This window comes from Segatella baroniae B14 (assembly GCF_022024235.1).
Classification (GTDB): domain Bacteria; phylum Bacteroidota; class Bacteroidia; order Bacteroidales; family Bacteroidaceae; genus Prevotella; species Prevotella bryantii.
The window spans coordinates 816,631-842,436 of the sequence record NZ_CP091800.1; the positions used below are offsets into that span (position 1 = coordinate 816,631).

The following is a 25,806-nucleotide window of genomic DNA, read 5'->3' on the forward strand; positions in this document are numbered from 1 at the left end:
ATTTGTACTTTTGCAGCCATTATATCATTTCTGTTTATAATAAAACAAGGATATACCACAGATATTTAGTATTATTAGAGAACTTATAAAATATAATTAAAGATTTTTCATTATGGGTAAGAAGCGAATCATGTTACCAATTCTGCTTTCTTTATGCACAACCACAATTACCACTTCATGGGCTTCTACACCTCAAGGGGTAACTACTACCAAGGATGATGGTATAGTTAGTGGACAAGTTTTGGATGAAACAGGACAACCTCTTCCTGGAGTAACAATCCGCATTGACGGCTCCAAAAACGGTGTGGCATCTGATTATGACGGCAGATTCAGTATACAGGTTGCAAAAGGTAAATCGATTAACATAACGTGTAGCTATATTGGTTGCAAAACACAGAAACGAACCTTAAAGTCGGGCGAAGATGATGTTATCATCTTTATGGTGGATGACAAAGCTACTCTTGAAGAGGTGGTCATTACAGGTTACCAGCAGATTGACCGTAGAAATCTCACCTCTTCTGTTACAAGCGTTAAGATGGAGGATATCGCAAGAGCCGGTATTTCGTCGGTCGATAAAATGTTGCAAGGTCGTATTCCTGACCTGGTACTGAGTAACAATAGTGGAGAAATCAATTCGACACCTAAAATTCGTATTCGTGGTACATCAACGCTCATTGGTAACCGTGAACCACTGTGGGTGGTTGATGGTATTATTATCAACGACCCTGTAAACTTGAAGTCGGATGTTATCAACGACCCTGACTATGTCAACCGCATTGGTAACGCTATTTCGGGCATTAACCCACAGGATATAGACCGTATTGACGTACTAAAGGACGCCGCTGCCACTGCTCTCTATGGAACACGTGCTGCCAATGGTGTCATCGTTGTTACTACTAAAAAAGGACGTGCAGGAAAGCCTGTCATCTCCTACTCTTTCACAGGAACATTACGTCAACGCCCAAGATATACTGACTCAAAGATAGACCTGATGAATTCGAAGGAACGAACTCAGGTTTCAAGAGAACTTGCCAATATGCATTACAGTTTCCCTAGCGATATGTCGTATGTTGGCTATGAGGATGCTTTGCAAAAATACTACAGCGGAGTTTACACACGTGAAGAATTTGAACAGGCTGTCGCTAAAGCTGAAACACAGAACACAGATTGGTTTAAACTCCTCACTCATGATAGTTTCTCGCAAGATCATAGTGTGAATATCTCTGGTGGTGCCGACAAATTCCGCTATTATGCTTCTTTAGGTTATACGGGTGACGATGATGTAATTAACAACAACACAGGCAAGCGATATACAGCAGCTACCAACCTGGATTTCACCCTTAGTGATAAGATTCAAGCCAGTTTGAACCTGTCTATGTATACCAATAAGAAACATTATAACCAAAGTGAGCTGTCACCTATTGACTATGCCTATAACACTTCACGTACTATCCCAGCATACGATGCGGATGGCAACTACTATTATTATAAAAAGAACTCTGTAGGCTCTGGAGCATACGACTATAGTTTTCTCAACGAACTTGACAACAGCTATGTAAGCCAAAGAACAAACGGTTTTAAAGCTACCATCAACTTACGCTATGTACCTAAGGAATGGTTAAACTTTAATGCTATATTTGCATATAGCGGAACGAACACCAATATTGAAGGGTGGTATGGCGAACGCAGTTTTCATGCTGCTGCTTTGCGCATGAGCCAATATGGTGTACCTGCACCAACAAACTCTGAAATGCCTTTCGGTGGTGAACTTTCAGAGGATAACACCGAATTACATGACTGGACTGCCCGCCTACAGGCAAACATCAACAAAGATTTTGGCGCCAATAAAGAGCACAACATCAACATTGCCGTCGGTATGGAGGCAAGCTCAAGTAAATATAAAGGCAACCAATTTACACAGCGTGGCTATTATGCCGATCGTGGACGTAAATTCACTACATCCATCCCAAAGAAGTATACAGCTTATCTGAGTTGGTTAGCAGGAAATATGCCTACCATCACAGATAACATTACCAATCTGGCTTCTATTTATGGTACAGCCTCTTATAGCTATAAGCAGTATTTCACCATAAATGCCAACACACGCTACGATGGCTCTAACCGCTTCGGTGATCGAAGTAATGAAAAGATCCTACCTGTATGGTCGGTGTCTGCAAATGCTAATCTGAAGGAAATAGCACACATCAACGCCAACTGGCTGGACGCCCTTACCTATAAGGTGTCTTACGGTGGCCAAGGAAATATGCTTGAAGGACAAACGCCAAAACTCACGATTACCAAAGGAGCCTACGACGCACACTATGATGAGATGGTTTCTACTGTAGATAAGTTTGCCAACCCTGACCTGAAATGGGAAAAGACGCAATCTTTCAATATGGGTATCGAGGGAGCATTTTTCAACAGTCGCTTGCTGCTGTCTGCAGAATATTATTATAAAAAGACCAATGACGCATTCATGAACAAAACCATCTCGGATGTGAATGGTTTTACTTCTTATGTCGTAAACTCTGGACAGATTATCAATAAGGGTTACAACTTTGCAATCACAGCAACACCTGTTCAAAATACAGACTGGAACTGGATGGTGTCTGCTACTTTGTCTAAGGTGATGAACAAGATGAACACTGCTCCCGGAGAGGATGCCTATGACATAAACGATTACCTGAATGGTACAGCCATTGTAAACGGTGAACCTATAGGAGTGTTTTACTCCTATCGCTTTGCAGGATTGAATCCTGAAAATGGTGGTCCTACCTTTGATGACTGGAAAGATCGACAAGATGAACTGATTGGACTCAGCAAATATGAAACCGCTACACGTGTACTTGAACTGAGTGGAAAAAGAGATCCTGATATAACTGGCAGTTTGAGTTCTACGCTCACCTACAAAGACTGGCGTCTGGGTATCTTTATGGATTACTCTCTCGGCAACAAAGTGCGCTTATTCCATTTGTTTAACCAAGGTACAGGAACAAGCCTCGGTCCTGGATATATTTATCCTGAAAATAACTTGAATAGGGCTTTGCTCAATCGCTGGATGAAACCTGGTGATGAGAAATTCACCAATATTCCTTCTATCATGAGCCATGATCAATATGGATTTTATGACTATACTACACACTGGTCAGAGAAGATTTTCTATCAGGGCGTACCGTTCGGAAAGGATGCGTGGAGTATGTACGATTACAGTAACGTACGCGTAGTAAACGCTGATTATCTGAGACTTACGAGTCTTAGTCTTACCTACGAAGTACCCGTAAAAGTACTCCTCAACTATGGTCTGCAACGCCTGGCAATAACGCTCACAGGAAACAACCTTTATACCTGGTGTAACAGTAAGCTAAAGGGACAAACACCAACACAGAGTGGATTTGCCGAAGTACAATTAAGCGATACCCCATATTACACCATCGGTGTGAATATTCAGTTCTAATACGTAGAATAGATAAAAATATGATAAAGATAAATAAAAATATAAGAAAGAAGATCATGGCAACTGGTATTATTCCACTTGCCCTTCTGCTATTGACTTCATGTGGCGACTTTCTGAAGGAATATTCTCAAGACACAGACTATGTGCGATCATGGCGAGATCTTGACGAACTGCTGATAGGTTCTTGCTATCAGAACATCATATCTGCTGATTTGCTGAGTACAACAAACGATAATCAATACTTTATTCATTTCCTGGCCGACGAACTTGACGAATACGATGGTCCAAGTCACGAAAAAGGAAGCATGGAGTATGACGGCAAAGAACGTGTGTTTGGTTATTATACATGGCAGGCACGTAGTGGACAGAATGATACATACACTGGATTTAACAAAGAAAATGACAGTTGGGCTGAATACTACAGACTTATCAATGTGGCCAACAATGTAATAGAGAGTGCAAAGACATTGGACGACAACACAGAAGAGCAGCGTAAAGGCAAGCTCAAGGTATGTGGAGAGGCCCACTTCCTGAGAGCATACTACTACTTTATGCTTACCAATTTCTATGGAAAAGCATACGACCCCGCAACAGCTTCCACAGACTTAGCTGTACCTATCAAAACCTCTCAGGAGGTGGAAGACCGATTTTTCAGTCGCAATACGGTGCAGGAATGTTATGACCTGATTCTCAGCGACCTGCTCTCGTCTGAAAAGGAACTGGAAGAATATGGTACACAGACTTCCAAATATCGTGCCAGCACTACTGCCGTACATTTGCTTTTAAGCCGAGTATATCTTTACATGCAAAACTGGGAGAAAGCTGCTGAATACGCTCAAAAGACCATTAACGAGCATCCTTCATTGGCTAATCTTAAAGTCATGAGTCATACATCAGGTATCATCTCACAGACCTCGCCAGAGCTTATATTCAGCATGGGTAGCAATAGTGTTATGGAATATACTATGAATGAAGCGAAATCATTTACTATCAGTCAGCATATTTATGACATGTATGGTGATGACGATTTGCGCAAAACTCAGTATATCTGGACAAATGGCAAATTCCATGGCTACAAGAAACATCCTGCCAATACCAATGCCTTAAAAACAGAAGACGGCGAAGAGAAAATATCAGAAGATGATGTGAACTATTATTTCAATGGCTATTATTACGGTTTGCAGAAACAACTCAATGATGTCAGCGATAAAAACTTCTTCCGAAGCAGTGAGGCTTATCTAAACCTTGCTGAGGCTATGGCTTACATGGGCAAAGAAACAGAAGCACGCAACGCGGTGAACACCCTTAGAAAATATCGCTTCACCGATGGAGCTGATTACGAAATTACTTCTACAGGCAACAAACTGATAGAAGATATCAGAGATGAACGTGAACGAGAACTGTTACTCGAAGGTCACCGCTGGTTTGACCTTCGCCGCTATGCCGTAAATACAAAATATCAGCAGAAGACGGAAATCACTCATCACTATTATTATTATGAAGATCGTCAATCGGATGTGATTAAATCTATGTGTACATTCAAGCTTTCGGCTGACGACTGGGGATGGGTATTGCCACTGCCACAAAGCGTTATAGACTATAACGTTGGAATGCCACAGAATACTCGTGGAGAACGTACATACACCACCATAACTCTATAAAGGAAAAAGTTTATGAATAAAATATTAGCTACAATATGGCTTTTTGCTGCTGCCATGTGTTTCACAGCCTGCGAGAGTGAAGACCCGTTACAGCCTAGCAACGCCGATACAAATCCATTTATCACCGATGATAATGCCGATGACGAAGAGAGTTTGCTACGTAAGGAATTCTATTCTAAAAACAGCTGTTATCTGCTTTTCACTGACACCTTAAATACAGGCGAACTGCTTGATCTAGGATATATGATGACAGCTTCTGAGAATAACAATGCTTACACGTATGATTATCTTACGACAATAGAAGAAAAGCACCTTGCAATACAATTTGTAGAGCAGTATCTTCTTCCACATTTAGGAAAGAAATTGCGTCCCTTCTCTTTTCTTCTTGTCAATAACATCAACCACTTCAAGTATGAAGATGGCCAACTACGGGAGCCTGACGATGGAATCACAAATCCATCGTTTGTCGTGGGTGTCAGAGCTACTGCCATAGCCATGAGTGCTATAACAGAAATGGGTGAAAGCGAGAAAAACGATTACTCCAAAGAGTTGATCATCGAAATCTTGGCCAACATCATCTCACATCAAACTATAGAAACCTTCAATGCGTTCACAAGCTATGGTAAGAAGTACTATGGCGTATGGATGGAAGGATGGGTTGAGGGCGAAGAAGATGGTATGCCTCTGCAAAATGCCAAGAGTTTTATCGCACCCCATCAGGACATCTGGGGAGTATGGTGGACTGCCTACCCTACTCTTGACGAGGACGTAAAAGCGTTTATTAACTTGGCTATGAATACTACGTTAGAAGAAGTAGAAGAAAAATATACAGAGTATCCTGATATCATCAGCAAATATAAATTGATGAAACAAATCATCACAGAATTAGGTTATATAAAATAAGTATGAAGAAAATATTATTACTGCTACTTGCTACATTAACGATTAGCAGCTACGCCCAAAAGGGCTTTGTTATCCAAGGATATGTTCCCTCACTACCCGATGGAACGGTAGTTGGTATTGGCGAGAATGAAGACTCTATCACAGAGTGTGCTACAACTGTAGTAAAAAACGGCCATTTTACGCTGAAAGGAAGTGTAAAACGACCTGTTAAGGGCATGTTGACTACCAATAATCTTGATTTGGTAGCTCAAAATCATTGGCCTGATGATTCTATTCATTGGAACTATATTGATATGTTCATTTCAAATGACGAGATTACAGTTGACAAGGATCTGAAAATACACGGAACGCAAATACAAAGTGATTTTGACGAGCTACAGGCCATGGGAGAATGGCTGTATAACGATACTTTGGCGTGGTCATTCATTCAGACACATCCCACATCTATTGTTTCTGCCATGCTCGTAAATAATATGCTGAAACGTGGATATGGTTTGCAAAAAAATGAAGTGGAACGTTTGGCTCAGGCCATAAAAGCTGTACCAGATGACCCTTCTCGTTTTGAAGAATTCAAATGGCGTGTGGAATTTGCCAGGAAAACTACTGTAGGGGCAGAGCTGATAGATCTGGAAATATACGACACGAACAACAAGATTACTCATCTCAAAGATGTCGTGCCACAGAATGGAAAATTTGTTCTTATTGACTTTTGGGCAAGCTGGTGTGGACAATGTCTTGCAGCCTTCCCTAAATTGGAAGCTATCGGCAAAGCATACCAAGATAACTTTACTATCATAGATCTTTCCATTGACGTGAAGGAAGAAGCATGGCGAAAAGCTATGGCCAAACATCCACAGATATGGCAACAGTATCGCACCACAAATCAAGGATACAAAGATCTGTTTACTAAATATCAGATAGGAAACGGTGTACCTTATTTTGTATTGATTGCTCCCAACGGAAAGGTGATGAAATCACCACAAAGCGTAGAGGAAATTAAAGAAATATTGAAACAGCATTTATAAAACGAGAATGAATACGAAACTGAAAAGTATATTGGCATTTACAGGCATGATGATGATTCTGCCTGTAAATGCCCAACAAATCATTGTTGAGACAGCAGATACCACAATAACAAGCAATCATTTGTTTACAACACCTAATGGCGAATACACCCAATTAGCCTTCAATGCAAAGGGAGTGGCTACATATAGCTGCAATACCATAAAAGAAAAGGCGAATACAACGCTAATACTGCAAGATGGAACCATGTATGTAATGGTGTGTGAACCTAAAAAGACACAAAAACTAAAACTGGAACGTAACAAAACGGGCAAAGTGATAGGAAAACTGTCTGGGGCTAATGCTGATATGGCAGAACTATTTACCGAATATACAAAATTCTCACCAGTGATGGATTATAATGAGGAGACTAGTCCTGCAGATATCAAGAAAAAGAGCACAGAAGCTTCAAATAAGCTTGATGAGCAATATAAGCGATTGGTCATTTTGGCTAAAAAACTCAAGAATAAGGAGGATGTTGAGCAAAACTTGGTAGACATCGAAAAGGCATATCTGAAAAATCGACTCTCGCTCCTTGAAAATGAGGATTACTTAACCCATCGTGACCCAAGAGAAGACAACAGAGTGATGCAGCTTGTAGCAGAGATTGACCCTAACGATACTCTGAGCCTCAGCAATGACCTTATAACATCATTTATCTATGCTCATTTCCCAGAACGAATAACGAAGGATATGTCTGCCGAAAACTACGGCATCGGGTATATCAACACGGTTGACAAGTATGTAACCAACAAGAAGATTCGCGATTTACTCATGGAAGGTATCATCAACAATATGTTGGGCACAACCACACCTTTCAATATAGACGCTTTCTGGCAGGTAGCTAAGGAAAAAGTAGACCATTCTATCATCGAACGGTTTCAATATATTGTTGATGCCAAGAAAAACACGAAAGCAGGTATGAAATGTCCGGATATCACTTTCTCTGATGCTGAAGGAAACAAACATCACTTGAGTGAATTCAAAGGCAAATTGGTATATATCGATTTATGGGCTACATGGTGCGGACCATGTGCCATGGAGATTCCTAAACTCGCCAAGCACATAGAGGAATATCAAGGAAACAACAAGGTTGAATTTATCAGCATCAGTCTTGATGAAAACATGAAGGCATGGAAAAACAGAATTGCCAAAGAGAAACTTCAATGGCCACAATTCATAGCCAATGCTGAAGAAAATAAGATGATATCAAAAACATTCGGTGTAATGTCAATACCACGCTTTCTACTCATCAATGCCGATGGAACAATAAACGATGCAGATGCGTTCAGACCATCAGACGAAAAATTCAAAGAAAAACTCGATGCTGCTCTCCAATAGTGCTAGAAATGAAGAAGATCTTTAATATTCCAACATATATATTATATATATTCGTAGTAATTTTGATTATAAGTGCAAACAACAACAAATTTATGTCAACACCCTATATTCTTGAAATGGGTGTAGGATTTTTAATTATTGTTTTAATGTTTGTGAAACTATTACGTGATATGAATAAATAATAAGACTTCTTTTATCGCTAAAAGATACCATAATATGAATCGTGATAGCAATTATACAGTTTCTCATTATCTGCTATATTATATTTGAATATTGAATAATATGGTTAACTATTTACAGTTACATGTAAAGATACTATCGAGATTATGCCAAGCTGTTGGCATAATCTCGATTTTAATATTTTTTTTGCTAGCGATTTTTCTATATGTTGTCTCAAAACTATCTCCAATAGAAATAATCGCTATAGCATTTTCACTAATATTGAGTTTACATATTAAACGAGGGGATAAAAGAATTGTAAAAGAAATATATAGGAAAAAAACAAAATGGTTATTTTGCATAGATTACCTTATCATCTTAATACCATTTTCTATCATTTGTATTTTAAAAGATTCCCTACTAACTGCTATATTATGCTTATTACTTGCTTTTATCCCTTCATTCTTTCCTAATTGGCATATTCATCTAAAGTTATTTACACACCCTTTACTTTTAAAAGGAAGCTATGAATATCAAAATAGCTTAAGAATATTAATCGTACCATACATTCTATGTATATGTGCTTCTTTTATAGGTTTAATCTACGAAAATAATAAGATCTTTCTGGTAAGTGTTCTGACATTTATATACTTACTGGGAATCACTTTATTTCAGAAACCAGAAAAACAACACTTACTTTTGTACAAATCTGCTAATAGAATTATATTCAATAAACTAAAATATTCTGTAGGAAATAGTATAGTATTGTTATTTCCATTTCTTATTATATCCTTATTTTATCAACCTAATTATTTCTTTTCATGTATTATACTCCTATTGATATCCATTATTTTCCTCTTTGAAGCAAATTGTCTAAGATATATATACATAGGAAATGATTTCATTTCAATTATTCTTCTTACCACTTTATTTTCAGTGAATGTAGCTGCACTAAAATACTTATCTATAATAGTGATCTCATGCATAATATCACTCATATTTATCAAATATATCCAATTAAAATATAAAGATTTTTATGATAGAGTTGAAACACATTAAGAAAAAATACGATACCTCATATGTTATCGAAGATATTTCGTTAACATTAGAACCTGGAAAAATTTATGGCTTTATGGGCGAAAACGGAGCTGGGAAAAGTACTCTCTTTCGATGTTTATCTGGTCTCGAAAAATACGAAGGAGAAATTATAATTCCTTCCAGCACAGACATCGGATTTCTCTCTGACACTTTATATTTTTATCCACTAATTACTGGCAATGAATTTGTAAAATTTTGCCTGGAAGCTGGAAAAATAAAATATACCCAGCAAGATATAGACCATCTGAACCAGATTTTCAAATTACCGTTAAATCGTTTTCCTACAAAATATTCTTTGGGTATGAAAAAACGACTCATGCTTATGATCATGATGCTAAGAGATAGCAATCTATATATTTTAGATGAACCTTTTAATGGCTTAGATTTAACAGGTGTAGTTGTCTTGAAAAAATGGTTGAAAAAAATAGGTGCTCAGCAAAAAACAGTTGTCTTATCCTCTCATATCATATCATCGCTAACTGATATTTGCGATGTCATTTTTTATATTCACAACGGAAAAATCATAAAAACCTACTCCGGAAATATTTCTCCTGATCAAATTGAAAAGGATTTGCTAGAACAAGTGAATGTGATCATATAATTCATGTAATAATGTTAAATTTTGAAGAATGTCAGAAACTCTTATGAACTGCATCTAAAAGCTGACTATTCAAATGAATAAACATATATATTAAATTACTGTTACAGATAAATACAGCCATTTCTGGCTATATTTATCTGTAATGTTTTATATTTTCAGCCATCGTATTCATGAATACTTTTAAAACAAGTTATTCGATGAATCACATATAGTATTACTCCACTAAAAATACAAGCTATAATATCTATCCAATCATATTGCTTTGCTAAAAAACCATCAACGATTTCCCACCCTATCAAAAAAACTGTGGCATAAAAAATATTAGTAGGTATACTCCATTTTTCTTTTCGTAAAGCTTGTGTCAAAAATACGATAATGGGAACACCCAAAAAACTTGTGTAGCAATCAGCTATATGATAATCGTTTATGTGATGAGAATAAACATAAGGGCGATATACATAACTTAATAATACGCACAATATTAAAAGAAGAAATGCAATGAAACCATAAATTAATTTTAACTTCTTTCGTTTATTCTTTATGTATTGAGTATCTTGTAAAGATTTCATGATATAGTTATTTATTACAAAGGAATAAAAAAAATTGAAATCTCAACAAAAAATGGTTGTTTTTTTTAAAAAAACAACCATTTTTTTGTTATCCTCTCATATCATCACTAACTGATATTTGTCGGATGAACCGAATTTATTCGTTTTCCTTTTACAGTTCATTGTTTCTTCGTTATTCTATTTATACCACTTTGATTATTTACGATATTTATTTTGATTGGAACAGCAAGAATTTTTTGAGGTATATCCTTAATAGATGTAGTGCGATTTGATAAAAATAATTCCTTATTCATATAAATACCTTTTGCTTCTAAGTCTAATGATATGGATTGTACGCTCATATTATACATTCCCAATATTGCGGTCAAATCTGCTGCTAATGTAGTATGGTTTATACACTCTTCTATCTGAGATTTATTCTTACACTTATATTCTGGGAGGCATTGCGAAACAATGATGGCAATATCACTAAAATCAGACAGATCACAATGTATGTTGATGTTTTTTTCTTTTGAATACTTGCTTAAAATAACTTTTAAACATGTATTCATTTCTTGCAAAGTTTCTTTATACCCCCTCTGTCTTTGGGATATTGGAAAAGCTGAAAGGCCCTTGCCCTTTCTCTTTAAATCATCAATAATATAATTAGTACAATATGGTACAGTTATACTTATTTTATCGTTATCTCCTGTAACAATATAACATTTATTTTCTATTGTATCTGCTTTCTGAATGAAATAGACACTTTCAGATTCAGTCAGAGCAAGAATATTTACTTTCAAGTCTTTGTTTTTGACACGGGTACAAGAAACAAATGTAAATATCGTAGAGATAAGCATATATAATATATTGAGTTTATTCATCTTAATTTAAGAATATGTGAAAGTCAAAGAATTTGTTAGACACTATTTTTTTATTATTACTGTCCGATAAGATTGGAGCCAATTGATATACTTGGTTTACGTGCTTGGTGATCCAAAGCTAATCGTTGGCAATAAAAAATCCAATAGCCATCCTTTGAATTCAAGTAAGTTCCCAAACCTGTTTCCATGCACATTACTTGTAAAAAATAAATGCTCTGTATATTCCCCTGTTCTTATTTCTACTTTAATCTTATCTCCTACATATTGATAATATACTTTGGACTTACTGTATTTTTCAATTTGATATTTTGGCCAAGAATATAAATTGATTGTATATTGGAAGTTAGATATAAGCATCCCTTCTTTAGTTGCTTTTGTCATGACAGGTTGCATCTCTCCACCATAAGTAAGGACATATAAGCATCCATTATGTAATTCAAAACCTTCAATAGGGAAGATATACTTGCTTTGTAGGCTCTTCTTATTTATGATTTGAAGTGCAAACCGCTCCGAAATCCATGCTTTATCACCGTTGCCCGCTAATATATTATTAGCGTAATTGGCAAATACTATCATGTAAATAATTAGAAATACTTTTCTCATAATGTTAAACTACTTTATATACCAAAACAAAACTTCTTCTGACTTATATATTCCAGAACCAGGCTTCCCCTTATTCCAAAGGTCTAAATAGAATACTAAGTATGCTTTTCAACATACCATTTCTATCTCAAGATCTTAATATTCATCAGTTTTAATTCCTCATTATTCATGCGAACCCATTCATCCCAGTCTTCGTCAAATAATTTTAGCAATGGGCTTGGATGTGTCCTTAATAGTTCTGACAAATAAATCTTTGCTTTCTTCTCTCCATCGCGCAGATAAATTGCCTTAATCTTATTAATAGCCATATCTTCGTTATACTCTTCATTCAATGAACTGTCACAAACAGCAATTGTCTTTTCAATGTAATAAGCAGCCGAGTCTTTATTATGTTCCCTTAAGTATTTTGCCGACATAAAGATAAGCCGTAACGGATTATTTGCTTGAAGGGTCAAAACTGCATGTTCAGCGTTGGCCATAGCCTCATCCATGTGTCCCAAAGAAAAGAAAATCATGGAACGGTGATGATAACAATGCCTCTTACCGATGTTCGTAGTATCAATACTAAGTAAGAAGTCTGAAAGTTTCAATGCTCTTTCGAGCATTGTCGTGTCGTTACGCAGAGTCCCCCAAAGGACCATTTTGGCTAAACTATCACGAAGGGTATTGAGATTTTCTGTATTCTGTCCTTTGGCACATACTACAATCAATACGAAGACAATTAAAAAATACAATATTTTTTTCATAGAAACTTATTGGTTTATTATTTAATTCTGAATTTATGATTATATCTTCCCCATACACCAGTGATGAAACCAATGATTGATTGATGTCACATATATATTATTTTTTTATTAATGTTGACGGGAACATGTTCTCCAGGCAGTCCTCTACTTCTATATTTTCCAATGAGCTTATTCCCTAAGAAAGTAAGATATATCAAGTCTGGCTCGTATATTATCTGAGGATAACGTGAATCTTTCAAGCCATATTTCTTGTATATTTTTGGAAAGTATTTCTTTACCTCCTTGCCAAAGCTTTTGTCATCTAATTTGAAAACGGGGCTCATAGCCAGCGATTGTCTCGGATCCACCGTCCACATCACAAACAAGATGTCCTTACCATGAACTTTGCTTTTAAAATTATATGGACATCTATTCCACGAATCATAATCAATCTCATCGGATATTGTATATCGCTTCAGAATGTTGCTGATATCCCGACAATATACTCTTATGACATAGTCCTCGCCTTTATGAATGGAATCCAAGGAGTCAACATAAAAAGCCAGTTCCCTTTTCAAATCTTGATTGTCTATCTCCATGTACCTGTCTGTCTCCTTATAGCCTTCATTGTTACATGAAAGACATAAGAGAGTTATCGATATTAAGAAAAATATAACTTTATACATTCCTTTAAATTTAAAATATTATGAAAAAACTTACCATTTTTTCTCTACGGGAAAAGCCTGTCCATTTCCATTTACCGAGACATTGAATATGTGTAAACAATCGTCTGTCCCTCTGCCTTAGTATATGTAAAGACAAATAGCAGTATAGATAAAATGGCTTTGTTTTTCATCGGTTTATAATTTTAGTTAGCTATTAAATGGATACTTATAAAACATTTACGTTAATAAGAAATTAAACTTATAAAGGATATTTTGGTAATATCCAGTATAAAGGCAAAAAGGTACTATGGGGAAGAAAAAATTGGAATTGTGATAGACCAACCGAAAAGTCAAACGCCACGAATCGGAAGGATATGCGACATGTACAAGGCATATAGCAAAATAGTCTACAGGTATTCCATACTCCAAGATCTTTTACTATTATATCGCAAAGATAAAGTATCAAAATGAAATTGTCAAGAAAATCGAAGAAAATTTCTGCAGAAAGTGCATTTTTAACATTTCAAGCACTGTAAACACATGGGCGGAGTCAATTAGCCGACAGCGAAGGCTTGTCTGATGAGTAAGACACCGTCTGAAATGCAAGAAATTAACGGAGGTTTTTGTTGGGGGGAGATTTCAATCTCCCCTATTTATGTTTCGATCGCATCGTTTGCAATATCACACTCAGTACAATCAATGCTATTCCGACATAAAAGGAAAAGTTTAATTCGCGACCTTCACCAAAAAATAGGAAGGCGATGATGATACTGTATACGGGCTCAAGATTAAAACTTAAGTTCATGGTAAAAGCAGATAAGCCGCGAAGAGACTTGATAACTAATAAATACTCTCCTACTGTACAAAACAATGCTAAACTTAACAACCACCACAAATTACTTCCTTCTGGTATAACGACAACAGATTGTGTACTTGGAAAGAAATATAGGTAAAGCGGTATGATAGCCGATAAAATAGTAACACCGCCACTCATCTGATAAAACAATGACGTTCTACCCTTCACTCCCTCACTCTCCTTCTTATTAAGTACACCATAAAGCGAAGCTACAACCGCTGAGACGGCTCCCACTGCAATACCTGCACGATAACGCGAATCGAAAGAGAAGATAAGTAATAGACCAGCCATGGTGAGCATCGAATAAAATAGCTCTGTAACCGATATCTTCTTATGATATACCCATGGTTCTATGATGGCCGTACAAAATCCTACGAGAGAATAACAGATTACACCTATGGAAATATTCGACATCTTGATGGATGCATAAAATAATATCCAATGCAGTCCTAATAAAGAACCCACGCCGGCTAATCTGAGTAATTTCGTGGCTGATATCTTTGGGATTCCTGCAATTACCATGAGAAAAATGGTGGCAAAAGCCATGCGATACCACGCGATGTCAACTTCATTAAGGGTTACCAATTTGCCAAACAAGCCTGTAAAACCACCTAATAAAACAGCTAAATGGGCTGAAATATAATATTCAAGTTTGTTTTCTTTTTTCATCATATTATCGGCACACCTTTTATTTTAAGAGATAATTCTTTCTATTTTCCATAATGTCATTCATATTGTCAAGAGCCCAGCCAATAAGACTATCGATATGAGGCAATAAACTCTTACCTTTATCTGTTAAAGTGTACTCTACTCGTGGTGGAACTTCCGGATAAGCTTTACGTAATACCAATCCGTCTGCTTCAAGCGTTTTAAGAGTAGCTGTAAGCATCTTTTGTGAGATATCAGGGATATTGCGCTGCAACTCCTTGAAGCGCTGATTGCCATTGCGCTCCATCGTGAAAAGTACCAATAATGACCATTTATCACCTATGCGTGTCAGCACATTACGGATAGGACAATTTGGAAATAACGCATCTCTAACTTCGGTTCTGTTCATTCCTATATTTTCTTTTTGTTATATTACTGCACAAAAGTAACTATTAAATTACTCAGCAAGAAAGTATATATGTTAAACTATGTAAAACTATGATTGCGTTTCCCTTGTATTCAGACATTAGTTACCTTAAAGTAACCGACTTACAAAAGTGTGCCTACTTGTATAATTTATTGAATCACAATAACTTTGCAACCGAAAATTAGAGTTTAACACATATAACAATTAAAAAGATAAAGAAAATGAAATCAGTAAAGACTACAAAAACAGGTAAGAATTTTACAGCAGTAAATGTCGGCAATCTCAACGAGATTAAAGATTATGTTCTTCCATTGGGAGATATTCAGATTCCTGGCAAGGTATTTATCGGTCAGGCACTGGGAACAACAGGCAGCGAACTTTCATTCCAATCATTTGCTCCTGGACACGATAATGGTTTTCTTCATACTCATAAAAACCATGAGGAACTTTACTTCATTCTCAAGGGTGAAGGTCTCTATCAAGTAGACGGTGAAAACATCCCTGTATCTGAAGGAAGCATTATCCGAGTTTCTCCTGAGGGAAAGCGTGCTATCAAGAACACGGGTTCTGAAGAAATGATTATGCTCTGCGTACAGTATAAAGGTAATACTTTTACTGCAGAAGATGCTACCGATGGCGTCATCTTGAAGGATGAATTGAAATGGTAATAAACCGATGATGCACTCCTTCCTTTTGGAGTGCATCATTCAACAGAAATGATAGGTTGACTTAGTTATATATTATCATTATTAGTGATGACTGAATATTGATTTCACTTTGAATTCTTTACAAAAAATCATAGTTTTTAGGTATTTTTAATGCGTATAAATATCCGTACTTTTGCAATCGCAAAAAAATTTATAAAAAAATAAACTATTAATATGATTTTTTCGATAATGTATCCCAAAACAGTAAAGAACTTATTGTGTTTACTTCTCATGTTATGTACGCTAACTTTTACCGCCTGTACATCTAGTGATGACAGTGAGAATTTAAACACTATGACGATTAAATTAATCAGCGATAAAGACAATGTAGACTTCACCTCATTTACAGTAACAGCTATTGAGTCGCGATCAGCTACCAAGTTTACAGCCACACCTGACGCATCTGGAACAGTCGTATTCTCTCTGCCTTTAGGACAATATAACATTACCGCAGAAGACCTCGTGAATGGTGCAAGTACCATGTATGGACATGTGGATGACTTTACACTCAGTTCAACCAACACTTCATGTTCTATTCCATTGAAAGATCTTCAACTCAGCATGGAAAAGACCTTCGTGTTGGATGAATTATTTTTCAACTGTTCATCTAATGGCGATTGGGACAACAATTACTATGAAGAGTACTTTACTATTCGCAATGTAAGCAATCGCCCACTTTATGCAGATGGACTCTCTTTTGCCATTGCAGGCGATTATAACTGTACCGAAGATGATGGTATCAAGAGCAGTAGACTGGATCACGACTCTATCGTTGTAAGTCAGCTATATACTATTCCAGGCAATGGCCGTGACCATCTTGTACAGCCAGGAGAATCACTAGTCATAGCCCATTCTGCGATAGACCATACTCAAAATGGCACAAAACCAGCAGCACGCGATCTGAGTGGAGCAGACTTTGAGGTATATGTACCTTACGAGTATTCTATGACAACAGATAATCCGGAAGTACCTAATTTGATTGTAAACTACTCTATGTTTCAGGCATTCTCATGGGGATATGGAGGGTACGCACCTATCATGCTTCTTCGTACAGGTAATACAGACCTTACGACATACGTCAAGAACAATCTTAGAAACATGAAAGTTACAGGAAGCTGGGGCAACCAGATGCAAGACTATCTCGTAATACCAACCTCATGGATTATTGATGGTGTGGAAACGGCAAGTGTTGACAATATGTTCCACAAAGTGCTGCCTGCAAATGTAGACAAAGGTGTAATTTACATACAGGATACAGGTATGTATGGCGGTTTCCAAAATCAGTTTGTACAGCGTAGACCTACTTCTAATGGTTATGTACAGGATACCAATAATAGTGAAAACGATTTTGTTGTCGTACCAAATGGTCAGAAAAACTATTCTAAGAAATAGAAAACAGACTGAATAAGTGAAACGATTTTTTATTATCTTTTTTGGTGTGTGTTTCTTCCTCTTTACGTGCTGCACCAACTTATATGCGAGCACTCCTATAAAGGGTAGAATCACAAACACCAAAAATGGAGAGGCTATAGCCTTTGCATCCATTTATGCGAGAGAAATAGGTAAGAGTACGGTGTCTGATATAGATGGTAATTTTACTCTTTCATTTGACATCAAACAAAAAATTCATCTGCAGATCACTTGTTTGGGGTATCAAACGAAAGAAGTCGTTCTTGTACCAGGAACAAAACAGATACACGTCAGCATAGAAGAACAGAGCATGGGCCTAAAAGAGGTCGTAGTTTCAGCTCAGTACCGAGACAAAATTGGCAGTAAGGCCACCATCGAGCAAGAGGCCTTAGAATATATACAGCCTACCTCACTGATAGACATTTTTGCCCTATTGCCTGGGGGAAAAATGGGTGATACAAATATGCAAAACGGTGGATTAGTCAACAGTAGACAAGTGGGTACTGATTTGAGTTCTTCCTTTGGAATGGGGCTTACCGTTAATGGTATTCCTCAGCATAACGACGGTATGCGCATTCAGATGAGCGGTGTGATTGGAAATTATGCTGCTGATGGGGAAGGCAATGTAAGAGTCAATGCCGGTACAGATTTGAGAACGTTATCTACAGACCATATTCAAAGCGTTACCATTAACCGAGGCATATCTTCTGCCAAAGAGGGAAACCTAAGTTCTGGGTCCATAGATGTTCATGTAAAACAAGGGGCCAGTCCACTTAAAGTTCGCACAAAATTTGATCCTCAGAATAAGTTGGCCTATTTAGGCAAAGGGTTCTATTTATCTGAGAAATTGGGTACTCTTTATGCTGGGTTTGATATCGTACGTTCACAGGCTGATATTTCTGATGCCCGTGGTGCATATCATCGCATTACAGGTCAGCTGAATTGGAATAACCAGCGCCGCTGGTGGGGCAAGAAGGTCGATATGAATGTTTCTGGCAGTTATATCACTTCATTCAGCAATAATAAGACAGATGAATTAATAGAATCTTATCACGAGAAATATAATTCACATTACCAGCACGCTACATTTTCAGGTAAACTAAAGATGACCTTAAATAAGGCATGGATAGATGATGTGGAACTAACAGCTTCGTACGATTACACCCAAGATGTACTGAAGCACGATAAGCATGTGATCAACCGTACTGTTATGCCATTGCAACAGAGTACGGAAGAAGGTGAACATGAGGGCACTTACCTCCCTTCTACCTATGACACTTATTATGAAATAGACAATAGGCCCCTGACCATTTTCTCTGAACTTAATGCCCATAAATATGGACTGTTGAATGAAAACTGGAATTATAGCATTTTACTAGGAGGATCATACAACTATACCAAGAATTTGGGCGATGGTGCTGTGGTAGACACCAACCGGCCACCATTTCCTTCAGAAGAGTTTATTCGTCCACGCAAAAACAGTGATATTCCAGCACTAGTAAATCAGGCTGGATATTTGGAAGCCAAGTTACGCTATCGCCGCAACATGCATGAATGGAATAATTCTCTGGGCATTCGTGAAGTGATGATGATGAATCTACCCGATTCTTATAGTCTGCAACACAAGATGCTGTTTGAACCTCGCCTGCAGACGGCCTATACGCTCTATCACCAGGCTGGAAGACACGAAATGAGTCATACGATTCGCATAGGTTATGGTGTTGAAAACAAACTACCATCAGCAGATTATTTATATCCAGATCTGGTTTATCACGACTATATAGCACTCAATGCTTATTTCTCTGACCCTTCCAAGCGACTGCTCATTACCAATACGAAGATTCAAAATCCTGTAAATCCACAACTAGAAGCCAACCGTAATGTGAAGATGGAAGTGGGGTATGATATGAGATGGAAGGGATTGGAACTTAATCTGACCGCCTTCCACGAATTGATGAAGGGGGGAATAGAATATTTCACAAGCTACACACCAGCCCACTATACCTACTATTACCAACTCAAGAATCAAGTTGACGGACGTCCGACACGAGACGATTTCCTGGCAAGAGAAATGTACACATTCATGTCACTACGCCAACCTGCAAACAGTGCCAAAACGGAAAAAAGAGGACTTGAATATCGTATTCATATTCCTAACATAAGTGCTATTAAAAGTGAAATAGAAATCAATGGAGCATATTATTCTACTATCTATTCCAGTGGTGTACCAGTCATGTATCGCCCTTCTGTTATGGTTGGCGATCAGATGTATCCCTATGTGGGCATATATGATGGATTTGACAAACAGTATGCTTCAAGTTTCAATACAAACTGTTGGATAAATACCCATCTACCTAAATGGAAACTTATCTTTACTAATTTCATCCAGATAGTATGGTTTCAGGAGTCACATCTTTCAACCGATGTAGATGAATACCCAGAACACTATATGGATACAGATGGCAAAATTCATCCGTTTGATCTGACACATGATTCCCAGTTACAGAGTCTGAAGCGCGATTTTCTTTCTTCCCGCTACAATAAGACAAGACAACCTGTATCTCTATTATGGAATCTTAAAGCAACAAAGGAATTTAACGAACATGTAAAGCTATCTTTCTTTGCCAATAATATCGTACAGATTTCTCCAAAGTATAAAGATGGCAATCAACACACTGTAAGAAACTGGCACAAACCTTTCTTTGGCGCTGAGTTGATGATATCACTCTAAAAGGAATAGAATGACAAAAAAAATAATACAAATACTTTTGCTCTTGCTAACACCTATCATGGCAAGGGCACAGCGTATGGATGTTGAAAATGCACCTATAGAAATGGCTCAACATATGAGTTCACTCTATAACTATCTGATTCAACTTACCGATAGCACGGATTATCTATATAAGCATATCCCCAACAGGATACAAGCCTCTTTTACGAATGACAACTCATCGGGACAATTTGTTCACTACCTGGGTAAACGACATACCTTCGGCCAACTTCTTGCCCAAGGTCAACTTCATATCAAAGAATCGGGTACATTATATGGGCAGGCCAGCTACCAGTCAGGAAGACGTACCCAAACATCGTACAGCTACTCGGCTTATCCGGAAGAGATGAGGCCTTATCTGGTCAGTGATACACTGGGGGCAACCACGATGGACATCGAGACTTACCATGTCTTGGGGGGATACAGTTTTAATCTAGGCAAATACGCATTAGGCACAGAAGTTGATTATGAAGGTATCGCACTATCGCGTTCCAATGATCCCCGACTTGCCAACTATGCCCACCATATCCGTATGGGACTCGCTTGTTCTAGAGTTTATGCCCACGATATTCTGGCTATCAAGTTCTCGCCAGAATGGATTCGTGAGAGCATTTCAGCCAACAGTATTATGGATGGTGTGAAATACTTCCAGTTTTATGGCTTCGGTCTTTGGAATCGACGAGAAACGCAAGGGGCAATAACCTATGGCAGACAACAAACCCAATTATCAATTGGTACTGATGCAGCCTGGTTTCATAAAGGCACATGGAATTGGGCACTTCATGCCTTCTGGAAATACAGTGCCATGAACTGTGAGGAAGCCAATTTCAAGGAGCTCTTTACCTCTCGCACCCATCATTTTCAACAGCAACTGCTCCTATCTCGTCAATTTACGAATTCCTCCCTCCATTTCCAGTTTACGGCCCAAGAACATCTAAGAAAAGGTAGCGAAGCTGTATACCAACAGCAGATTCAGGATGCCCAGGGCGGACTATACGACTATGTAAAAGTTGGTAGTAATGACCTTTATGCCAACAACTGGCAGTCTGCAGACATCAAAATGAAATACATACAAAATCTTACACCGACATCATCTCTTGACGTTTTCGCTGGATTTACATACAACCATTTCGAAGAGAAATACAAGAGTCCTATTATGAAAATTGAAAACCAGACAACATCTGCTCTTCTTGGTGTAGGATACCAATCAATCCAAAAGTCATTACAATGGAAGATTTCTGTATATGCAAGCACACAGGGTGGAACAAAAAATACCTATTCCATCCCTGGCAATGCAGATAAGACGCAACTCACCATGGCCTACATCCCCTATCTGCTGCGCGGAGAAAATCACCAAACAGCAGGAGCCTCTGTACAAATATCTGTGCCTGTAAAAGCACATCAATCTGTAGGTTTTTATTTCGCACAAGATTATCTTAATTCAGATTATCGGCAACAGATGGTAATGACTACAGGCTTATTCTATCTTTTTTAAATTGAGATTATAACGACATGAAATTTAGAACAATACATCATCTGGTTATTGCTTGGCTTATTATCGGGTCTACAAGCTGTAAGGACAATCTGTCAATGGTAGACTATAGTAATGCTCCACAGACAGAAAGCATTAGCCATGACAAGATTAGCATAAAATTAAAGAGCGAATATGCTGCTCAGATCAACAATAACTCAAATACACTTACACTTCCAACAGGTTGTAGTGAACTTGATTCCTATCTGCGTCAAATAGGATCCAGTCATATAACACGTATTTTCCCATACGCCGGAAAAGATGAAGACCGACAGCGCATGGCAGGATTAAACCTATGGTATACTGTCTACATTGATAAAAATCCGACATCAATAAGCAGAGCGATGGCCATGACTACAACCACAGACGTGGCCACATATGTAGAACCCGTTTACCACCCTCAGTTGGAATCGTATACGATAACGAGAGTTGATTCCAAAGTAAAGAAAACAGATACACGAGCCACCACAGGTTTTAATGATCCTCTATACATACGCCAATGGGACTTCAAGAATGACGGCACCATCGGAAACTATGTTGATGCAAAAGGTCAACAAATTATCAGCAGTATGAAAGGGGCAGATATAAACATAGAGCCAGCCTGGAAAATAACTACAGGAAGTCCCAATGTCATAGTAGCCGTGACTGATGGAGGTGTAGACTTGTCTCACCCAGATCTTCAAGGCAGTTTATGGTGTAATGAAGGTGAGATTCCCGGTAATGGTATTGACGATGACAACAATGGCTATGTGGATGATTATTACGGCTATAACTTCGTGGATGATACTTGTGCCATAGAACCCACAAGACACGGAACACATGTTGCCGGAACGATAGCTGCCCGCAACAACAATGGTCTTGGGGTATGTGGCATAGCTGGTGGTAATGGAAATCCAGATACAGGAGTAAAAATCATGTGCTGTCAAATATTCAAGGACAATCCGGATTACGATGAAAATGATCCTAACTCAAGTGAAACAATAGGTACCGGTGATCGCAATCTGGACGCTGCAGCCATAGTATATAGTGCCAATAACGGCGCCATCATCAGTCAAAATTCCTGGGGATTCGGACAGATGTATCAATTTACACCTCAGGTAATTAAAGAAGCTATTGCCTATTTCAACGAGAATGCTGGTGGCGAGCACACTAAAAAGCCCGTCATGAAAGGAGGAGTCGTTATCTTTGCTGCAGGAAACGACGGAACAGATTCTCCACAATATCCTGCTGCAGAAGAGAATGTCATCAGCGTTGCAGCATTTAACCCTGATTATGAGGCTTCATGGTATACCAACTATGGCGAGACCGTAGACCTGGCAGCTCCTGGGGGTACACAAACTATCTATAGCAAATATCCGGAAGAGAACGGATCACCTACTTCTGCTATACTTTCAACAGTTCCTCGTAATGCGGAAGGAAGATATGGCTATGCCTATATGCAAGGTACCTCAATGGCTTGTCCACATGTATCGGGCATTGCAGCGCTGATAGCCTCACATTTCGGAGGTCCTGATTTCACCGCTGCAGAACTTCGCCAACGATTACTCTCTTCGGTGAAAGGAATGGATTACAATGAATATGTATCACATACCTATCATGATGGTATGGGACTAGGCTATGTTGACGCACTCATGGCACTGACCGATTACAATCAGAATATTAAACCTGAAACTCCTGTATTTATCTCAGACAGCATAAGACAAGGATATGGAAGTGTAAGTGTAAGCTGGAAATCCAAGAATCAGGGCAGTGACGGTTCCTTGCAGTACTATCGCCTATACTATAGTACATCGCCTATCACCCTAAGCAACTATCAGCAGGCTGCCAGCCACCGCATCAATGCCAATTACGCTGTAGCAGACCAAATTTTCACCCGTACAAACAGCCGTGCCCTATCTAACACGACTTATTATTTTGCCGTACAGGCAGTAGCCCGAAATGGCAAAGCATCAGAAGTAGCTATACTGGATCACGGCATCTCCACGCTTAAGAATCATCCACCTGTTATTACTACGAATGTAGAAAACAAGCGGATTACTTTGGCCGGTAATGACCAAGCTGATGTCATCTTTCACGTTTACGATCCTGATGGCCATAAATGCTCTTATTCATTGACTAATGGTAGTCAGCTCAGCGTTTCCCACACTGGTGATGACATTAAAGTACATATCAATGCCAGCAAATACATTCCAGGAATATATCCGTTTAAATTGACCGTCAAGGATGAGTACAACGCAGAAACTACCCTGAACTTCGTGGTAGAGATCATAGCAGACCATATTCCATCTGTTAAGTCTTCTACACCTCGAGTACATCTTGCAGTAGGGCAAACAACTGTTGTCAACCTGTTACAATACATCGATGACGAGAAGCCTGAAGCTTTGCAATTAACCGTTACCCCAAGCACCAACCTCACCCTCCATCAAGAAGGCAAAAACGTTACACTGAAAGGAACTTCATGGGGTGAAGGCTACATCAAAGTGGAAGCAACAGACGAACATGGACAGACCGGCAAGTTTCAGATACCTGTGTTTGTATATACCAATCCTGGCATTTACGCTCTCTATCCAACCATAGCAACTTCTACTATCTATCTTCGTGTGGGTGACGACATAGAAGGACAATGTACTGTCAGCATTCGAAATGCAGCCGGTAAACGCGTACGTAAATTATCCTTTAACACGACCAATCTCGATGCCCAAAAACGAACCTGGCTTATAGATATATCACAACTTACCAGTGGCAGCTACACATTGACCCTGTCCCATAAAAATCAATCATACGAAGAAAAATTTATTAAAGAATGACAAAAATTAAAATATATATAGCAAGCTTACTCATAGCAGTTCTGCTTGCTACCCCAAATCGACTTCAAGCACAGGGGCGCCGGTTTGCCGTATTGGATCTTCCAGGTTCAGCTGTATCTCTGGCTCATGGAGGTTCCACCTTTAGCTATGCAGATGGTGGTAATATTTACGCCAATCCATCGTGGAATACAGAATGCTCTATGCGAGAAAATGTAGTCAGCTATTCACTGGGATGGATTGATCAAAAATCTTCCAAACCGACTTTTCATACTTTAACAGCTGCCCATCGCCAACAAAACAGTATGATCATGCTTGGAGCCAGATATTATGAACAAGGCACCCTCAACAATCTCCTCGATGACAATATGCAACCTGTTGAAGGATCCATCCATATGTATTCCTATACTATAGATCTAGGCTATGCCCACAAATTTCATCACTTCAGCATCTATACCACACTAGGTCTTGCTTCTGAAAAAACGGTTACACAAACAAACTCCTATCGCATTGGTCTGGGGGCAAGTTATGCTAATCATTACAAGAAAGCAACCTATCAAATAGGAATTGGTCTTCGTGATCTTGGCATAGTATCTACACATAATGCCAATAAATCGCTGTCACCTCTAATACATGCAGGGGGTGCAATAGCACTACAGGTAAACCAGAACCATAATATTGCTGTTAATGTAGATGGTGGCGTCTATCCTACCGTAGAATATGCCAAACAAACTTCTACACTGGCAGGAGGCATAGACTATCAGTTATACCATCACTATACCATCCGTATAGGCGGACATATAGGTGACGATGATAACTATCTTGCTCCGGGATTGGGATTATCCTTCGGTAAAATTAATGTAGACGGTACTATAAAATTAACGCTTGAAAATGATGGTGTAAACTATGGTATGATTGGGGTAAACTATAATTTCTAAACTTAGAAATA

General features: G+C 38.3%; 19 protein-coding genes. 12 read left to right on the forward strand and 7 right to left on the reverse strand.

Annotation, left to right across the window (positions count from 1 at the left end):
• Positions 1–112: 112 nt before the first annotated feature.
• The 6 genes from L6469_RS13390 (at position 113) to L6469_RS13415 (ending at position 10,279) form a co-directional block, all read left to right on the forward strand.
• Complete coding sequence (locus L6469_RS13390; protein WP_223918717.1) at positions 113–3,454, forward strand: SusC/RagA family TonB-linked outer membrane protein; 3,342 nt, start codon at positions 113–115, stop codon at positions 3,452–3,454.
• A gap of 20 nt (positions 3,455–3,474) precedes the next feature.
• A complete protein-coding gene (locus L6469_RS13395) occupies positions 3,475–5,115 on the forward strand; it encodes a RagB/SusD family nutrient uptake outer membrane protein (protein WP_006283881.1) in 1,641 nt (546 codons plus the stop codon).
• A 12-nt stretch (positions 5,116–5,127) separates the two neighbouring features.
• Positions 5,128–6,018 carry a hypothetical protein gene (locus L6469_RS13400; protein WP_006283880.1) on the forward strand — a complete coding sequence of 297 codons (891 nt, stop codon included), beginning with the start codon at positions 5,128–5,130 and terminating at the stop codon, positions 6,016–6,018.
• Positions 6,019–6,020: 2 nt separating this feature from the next.
• The gene (locus L6469_RS13405; protein WP_006283879.1) at positions 6,021–7,043 is read left to right on the forward strand and encodes a thioredoxin-like domain-containing protein; all 1,023 of its coding nucleotides are present in this window, start codon (positions 6,021–6,023) and stop codon (positions 7,041–7,043) included.
• A 7-nt stretch (positions 7,044–7,050) separates the two neighbouring features.
• Entirely contained in the window at positions 7,051–8,421 is a 1,371-nt protein-coding gene (locus tag L6469_RS13410; protein ID WP_006283877.1) for a TlpA family protein disulfide reductase, read from the forward strand.
• A gap of 1,195 nt (positions 8,422–9,616) precedes the next feature.
• Positions 9,617–10,279 carry an ABC transporter ATP-binding protein gene (locus L6469_RS13415; protein ID WP_006283872.1) on the forward strand — a complete coding sequence of 221 codons (663 nt, stop codon included), beginning with the start codon at positions 9,617–9,619 and terminating at the stop codon, positions 10,277–10,279.
• Between the two features lie 155 nt (positions 10,280–10,434).
• Here the strand turns inward: L6469_RS13415 and L6469_RS13420 are convergent, their stop codons facing one another.
• The 7 genes from L6469_RS13420 to L6469_RS13450 all read right to left on the reverse strand — a co-directional run bounded on the left by L6469_RS13420 (position 10,435) and on the right by L6469_RS13450 (position 15,617).
• Complete coding sequence (locus L6469_RS13420; protein ID WP_039871361.1) at positions 10,435–10,848, reverse strand: hypothetical protein; 414 nt, start codon at positions 10,846–10,848, stop codon at positions 10,435–10,437.
• A gap of 158 nt (positions 10,849–11,006) precedes the next feature.
• Positions 11,007–11,711, reverse strand: coding sequence for a hypothetical protein (locus tag L6469_RS13425; protein WP_006283870.1), 705 nt, complete (start codon positions 11,709–11,711; stop codon positions 11,007–11,009).
• 96 nt (positions 11,712–11,807) lie between these two features.
• The gene (locus tag L6469_RS13430; protein WP_039871359.1) at positions 11,808–12,314 is read right to left on the reverse strand and encodes a hypothetical protein; all 507 of its coding nucleotides are present in this window, start codon (positions 12,312–12,314) and stop codon (positions 11,808–11,810) included.
• A gap of 122 nt (positions 12,315–12,436) precedes the next feature.
• Positions 12,437–13,060 carry a hypothetical protein gene (locus tag L6469_RS13435; RefSeq protein WP_006283868.1) on the reverse strand — a complete coding sequence of 208 codons (624 nt, stop codon included), beginning with the start codon at positions 13,058–13,060 and terminating at the stop codon, positions 12,437–12,439.
• Positions 13,061–13,146: 86 nt separating this feature from the next.
• On the reverse strand, positions 13,147–13,638 hold the full coding sequence (locus L6469_RS13440; protein ID WP_143067236.1) for a hypothetical protein: 492 nt from the start codon (positions 13,636–13,638) through the stop codon (positions 13,147–13,149).
• Positions 13,639–14,353: 715 nt separating this feature from the next.
• A complete protein-coding gene (locus tag L6469_RS13445; protein ID WP_223918716.1) occupies positions 14,354–15,232 on the reverse strand; it encodes a DMT family transporter in 879 nt (292 codons plus the stop codon).
• Between the two features lie 16 nt (positions 15,233–15,248).
• The gene (locus L6469_RS13450) at positions 15,249–15,617 is read right to left on the reverse strand and encodes a winged helix-turn-helix transcriptional regulator (RefSeq protein WP_074549999.1); all 369 of its coding nucleotides are present in this window, start codon (positions 15,615–15,617) and stop codon (positions 15,249–15,251) included.
• Between the two features lie 239 nt (positions 15,618–15,856).
• Between L6469_RS13450 and L6469_RS13455 the strand changes: the two genes are divergently transcribed.
• From L6469_RS13455 to L6469_RS13480, 6 genes are all read left to right on the forward strand, one after another.
• Positions 15,857–16,303 carry a cupin domain-containing protein gene (locus L6469_RS13455; protein ID WP_006281128.1) on the forward strand — a complete coding sequence of 149 codons (447 nt, stop codon included), beginning with the start codon at positions 15,857–15,859 and terminating at the stop codon, positions 16,301–16,303.
• A 333-nt stretch (positions 16,304–16,636) separates the two neighbouring features.
• Positions 16,637–17,734, forward strand: coding sequence for a DUF4876 domain-containing protein (locus L6469_RS13460; protein WP_039869265.1), 1,098 nt, complete (start codon positions 16,637–16,639; stop codon positions 17,732–17,734).
• Positions 17,735–17,750: 16 nt separating this feature from the next.
• Entirely contained in the window at positions 17,751–20,483 is a 2,733-nt protein-coding gene (locus tag L6469_RS13465) for a TonB-dependent receptor (protein ID WP_006281126.1), read from the forward strand.
• Positions 20,484–20,493: 10 nt separating this feature from the next.
• Positions 20,494–22,017 (forward strand): DUF6850 family outer membrane beta-barrel protein, encoded by a 1,524-nt coding sequence (locus L6469_RS13470; RefSeq protein ID WP_006281125.1) that lies wholly within the window; start codon positions 20,494–20,496, stop codon positions 22,015–22,017.
• Between the two features lie 17 nt (positions 22,018–22,034).
• Positions 22,035–24,860 carry a S8 family serine peptidase gene (locus L6469_RS13475; protein WP_039869261.1) on the forward strand — a complete coding sequence of 942 codons (2,826 nt, stop codon included), beginning with the start codon at positions 22,035–22,037 and terminating at the stop codon, positions 24,858–24,860.
• The gene (locus L6469_RS13480; RefSeq protein WP_006281123.1) at positions 24,857–25,795 is read left to right on the forward strand and encodes a hypothetical protein; all 939 of its coding nucleotides are present in this window, start codon (positions 24,857–24,859) and stop codon (positions 25,793–25,795) included. The genes L6469_RS13475 and L6469_RS13480 overlap by 4 nt, the downstream gene beginning before the upstream one ends.
• Positions 25,796–25,806: the final 11 nt, after the last annotated feature.

Bases quoted from the DNA above. Each gene is read 5' to 3' on its own strand.
- L6469_RS13400 (WP_006283880.1), top strand. From the start codon at position 5,128: ATGAATAAAATATTAGCTACAATATGGCTTTTTGCTGCTGCCATGTGT.
- L6469_RS13450 (WP_074549999.1), bottom strand. From the start codon at position 15,617: ATGAACAGAACCGAAGTTAGAGATGCGTTATTTCCAAATTGTCCTATC.
- L6469_RS13455 (WP_006281128.1), top strand. From the start codon at position 15,857: ATGAAATCAGTAAAGACTACAAAAACAGGTAAGAATTTTACAGCAGTA.
- L6469_RS13475 (WP_039869261.1), top strand. From the start codon at position 22,035: ATGAAATTTAGAACAATACATCATCTGGTTATTGCTTGGCTTATTATC.
- L6469_RS13410 (WP_006283877.1), top strand. From the start codon at position 7,051: ATGAATACGAAACTGAAAAGTATATTGGCATTTACAGGCATGATGATG.
- L6469_RS13405 (WP_006283879.1), top strand. From the start codon at position 6,021: ATGAAGAAAATATTATTACTGCTACTTGCTACATTAACGATTAGCAGC.
- L6469_RS13480 (WP_006281123.1), top strand. From the start codon at position 24,857: ATGACAAAAATTAAAATATATATAGCAAGCTTACTCATAGCAGTTCTG.
- L6469_RS13440 (WP_143067236.1), bottom strand. From the start codon at position 13,638: ATGGAGATAGACAATCAAGATTTGAAAAGGGAACTGGCTTTTTATGTT.
- L6469_RS13460 (WP_039869265.1), top strand. From the start codon at position 16,637: ATGACGATTAAATTAATCAGCGATAAAGACAATGTAGACTTCACCTCA.
- L6469_RS13430 (WP_039871359.1), bottom strand. From the start codon at position 12,314: ATGAGAAAAGTATTTCTAATTATTTACATGATAGTATTTGCCAATTAC.
- L6469_RS13425 (WP_006283870.1), bottom strand. From the start codon at position 11,711: ATGAATAAACTCAATATATTATATATGCTTATCTCTACGATATTTACA.
- L6469_RS13435 (WP_006283868.1), bottom strand. From the start codon at position 13,060: ATGAAAAAAATATTGTATTTTTTAATTGTCTTCGTATTGATTGTAGTA.
- L6469_RS13395 (WP_006283881.1), top strand. From the start codon at position 3,475: ATGATAAAGATAAATAAAAATATAAGAAAGAAGATCATGGCAACTGGT.
- L6469_RS13470 (WP_006281125.1), top strand. From the start codon at position 20,494: ATGACAAAAAAAATAATACAAATACTTTTGCTCTTGCTAACACCTATC.
- L6469_RS13420 (WP_039871361.1), bottom strand. From the start codon at position 10,848: ATGAAATCTTTACAAGATACTCAATACATAAAGAATAAACGAAAGAAG.
- L6469_RS13390 (WP_223918717.1), top strand. From the start codon at position 113: ATGGGTAAGAAGCGAATCATGTTACCAATTCTGCTTTCTTTATGCACA.
- L6469_RS13415 (WP_006283872.1), top strand. From the start codon at position 9,617: ATGATAGAGTTGAAACACATTAAGAAAAAATACGATACCTCATATGTT.
- L6469_RS13445 (WP_223918716.1), bottom strand. From the start codon at position 15,232: ATGATGAAAAAAGAAAACAAACTTGAATATTATATTTCAGCCCATTTA.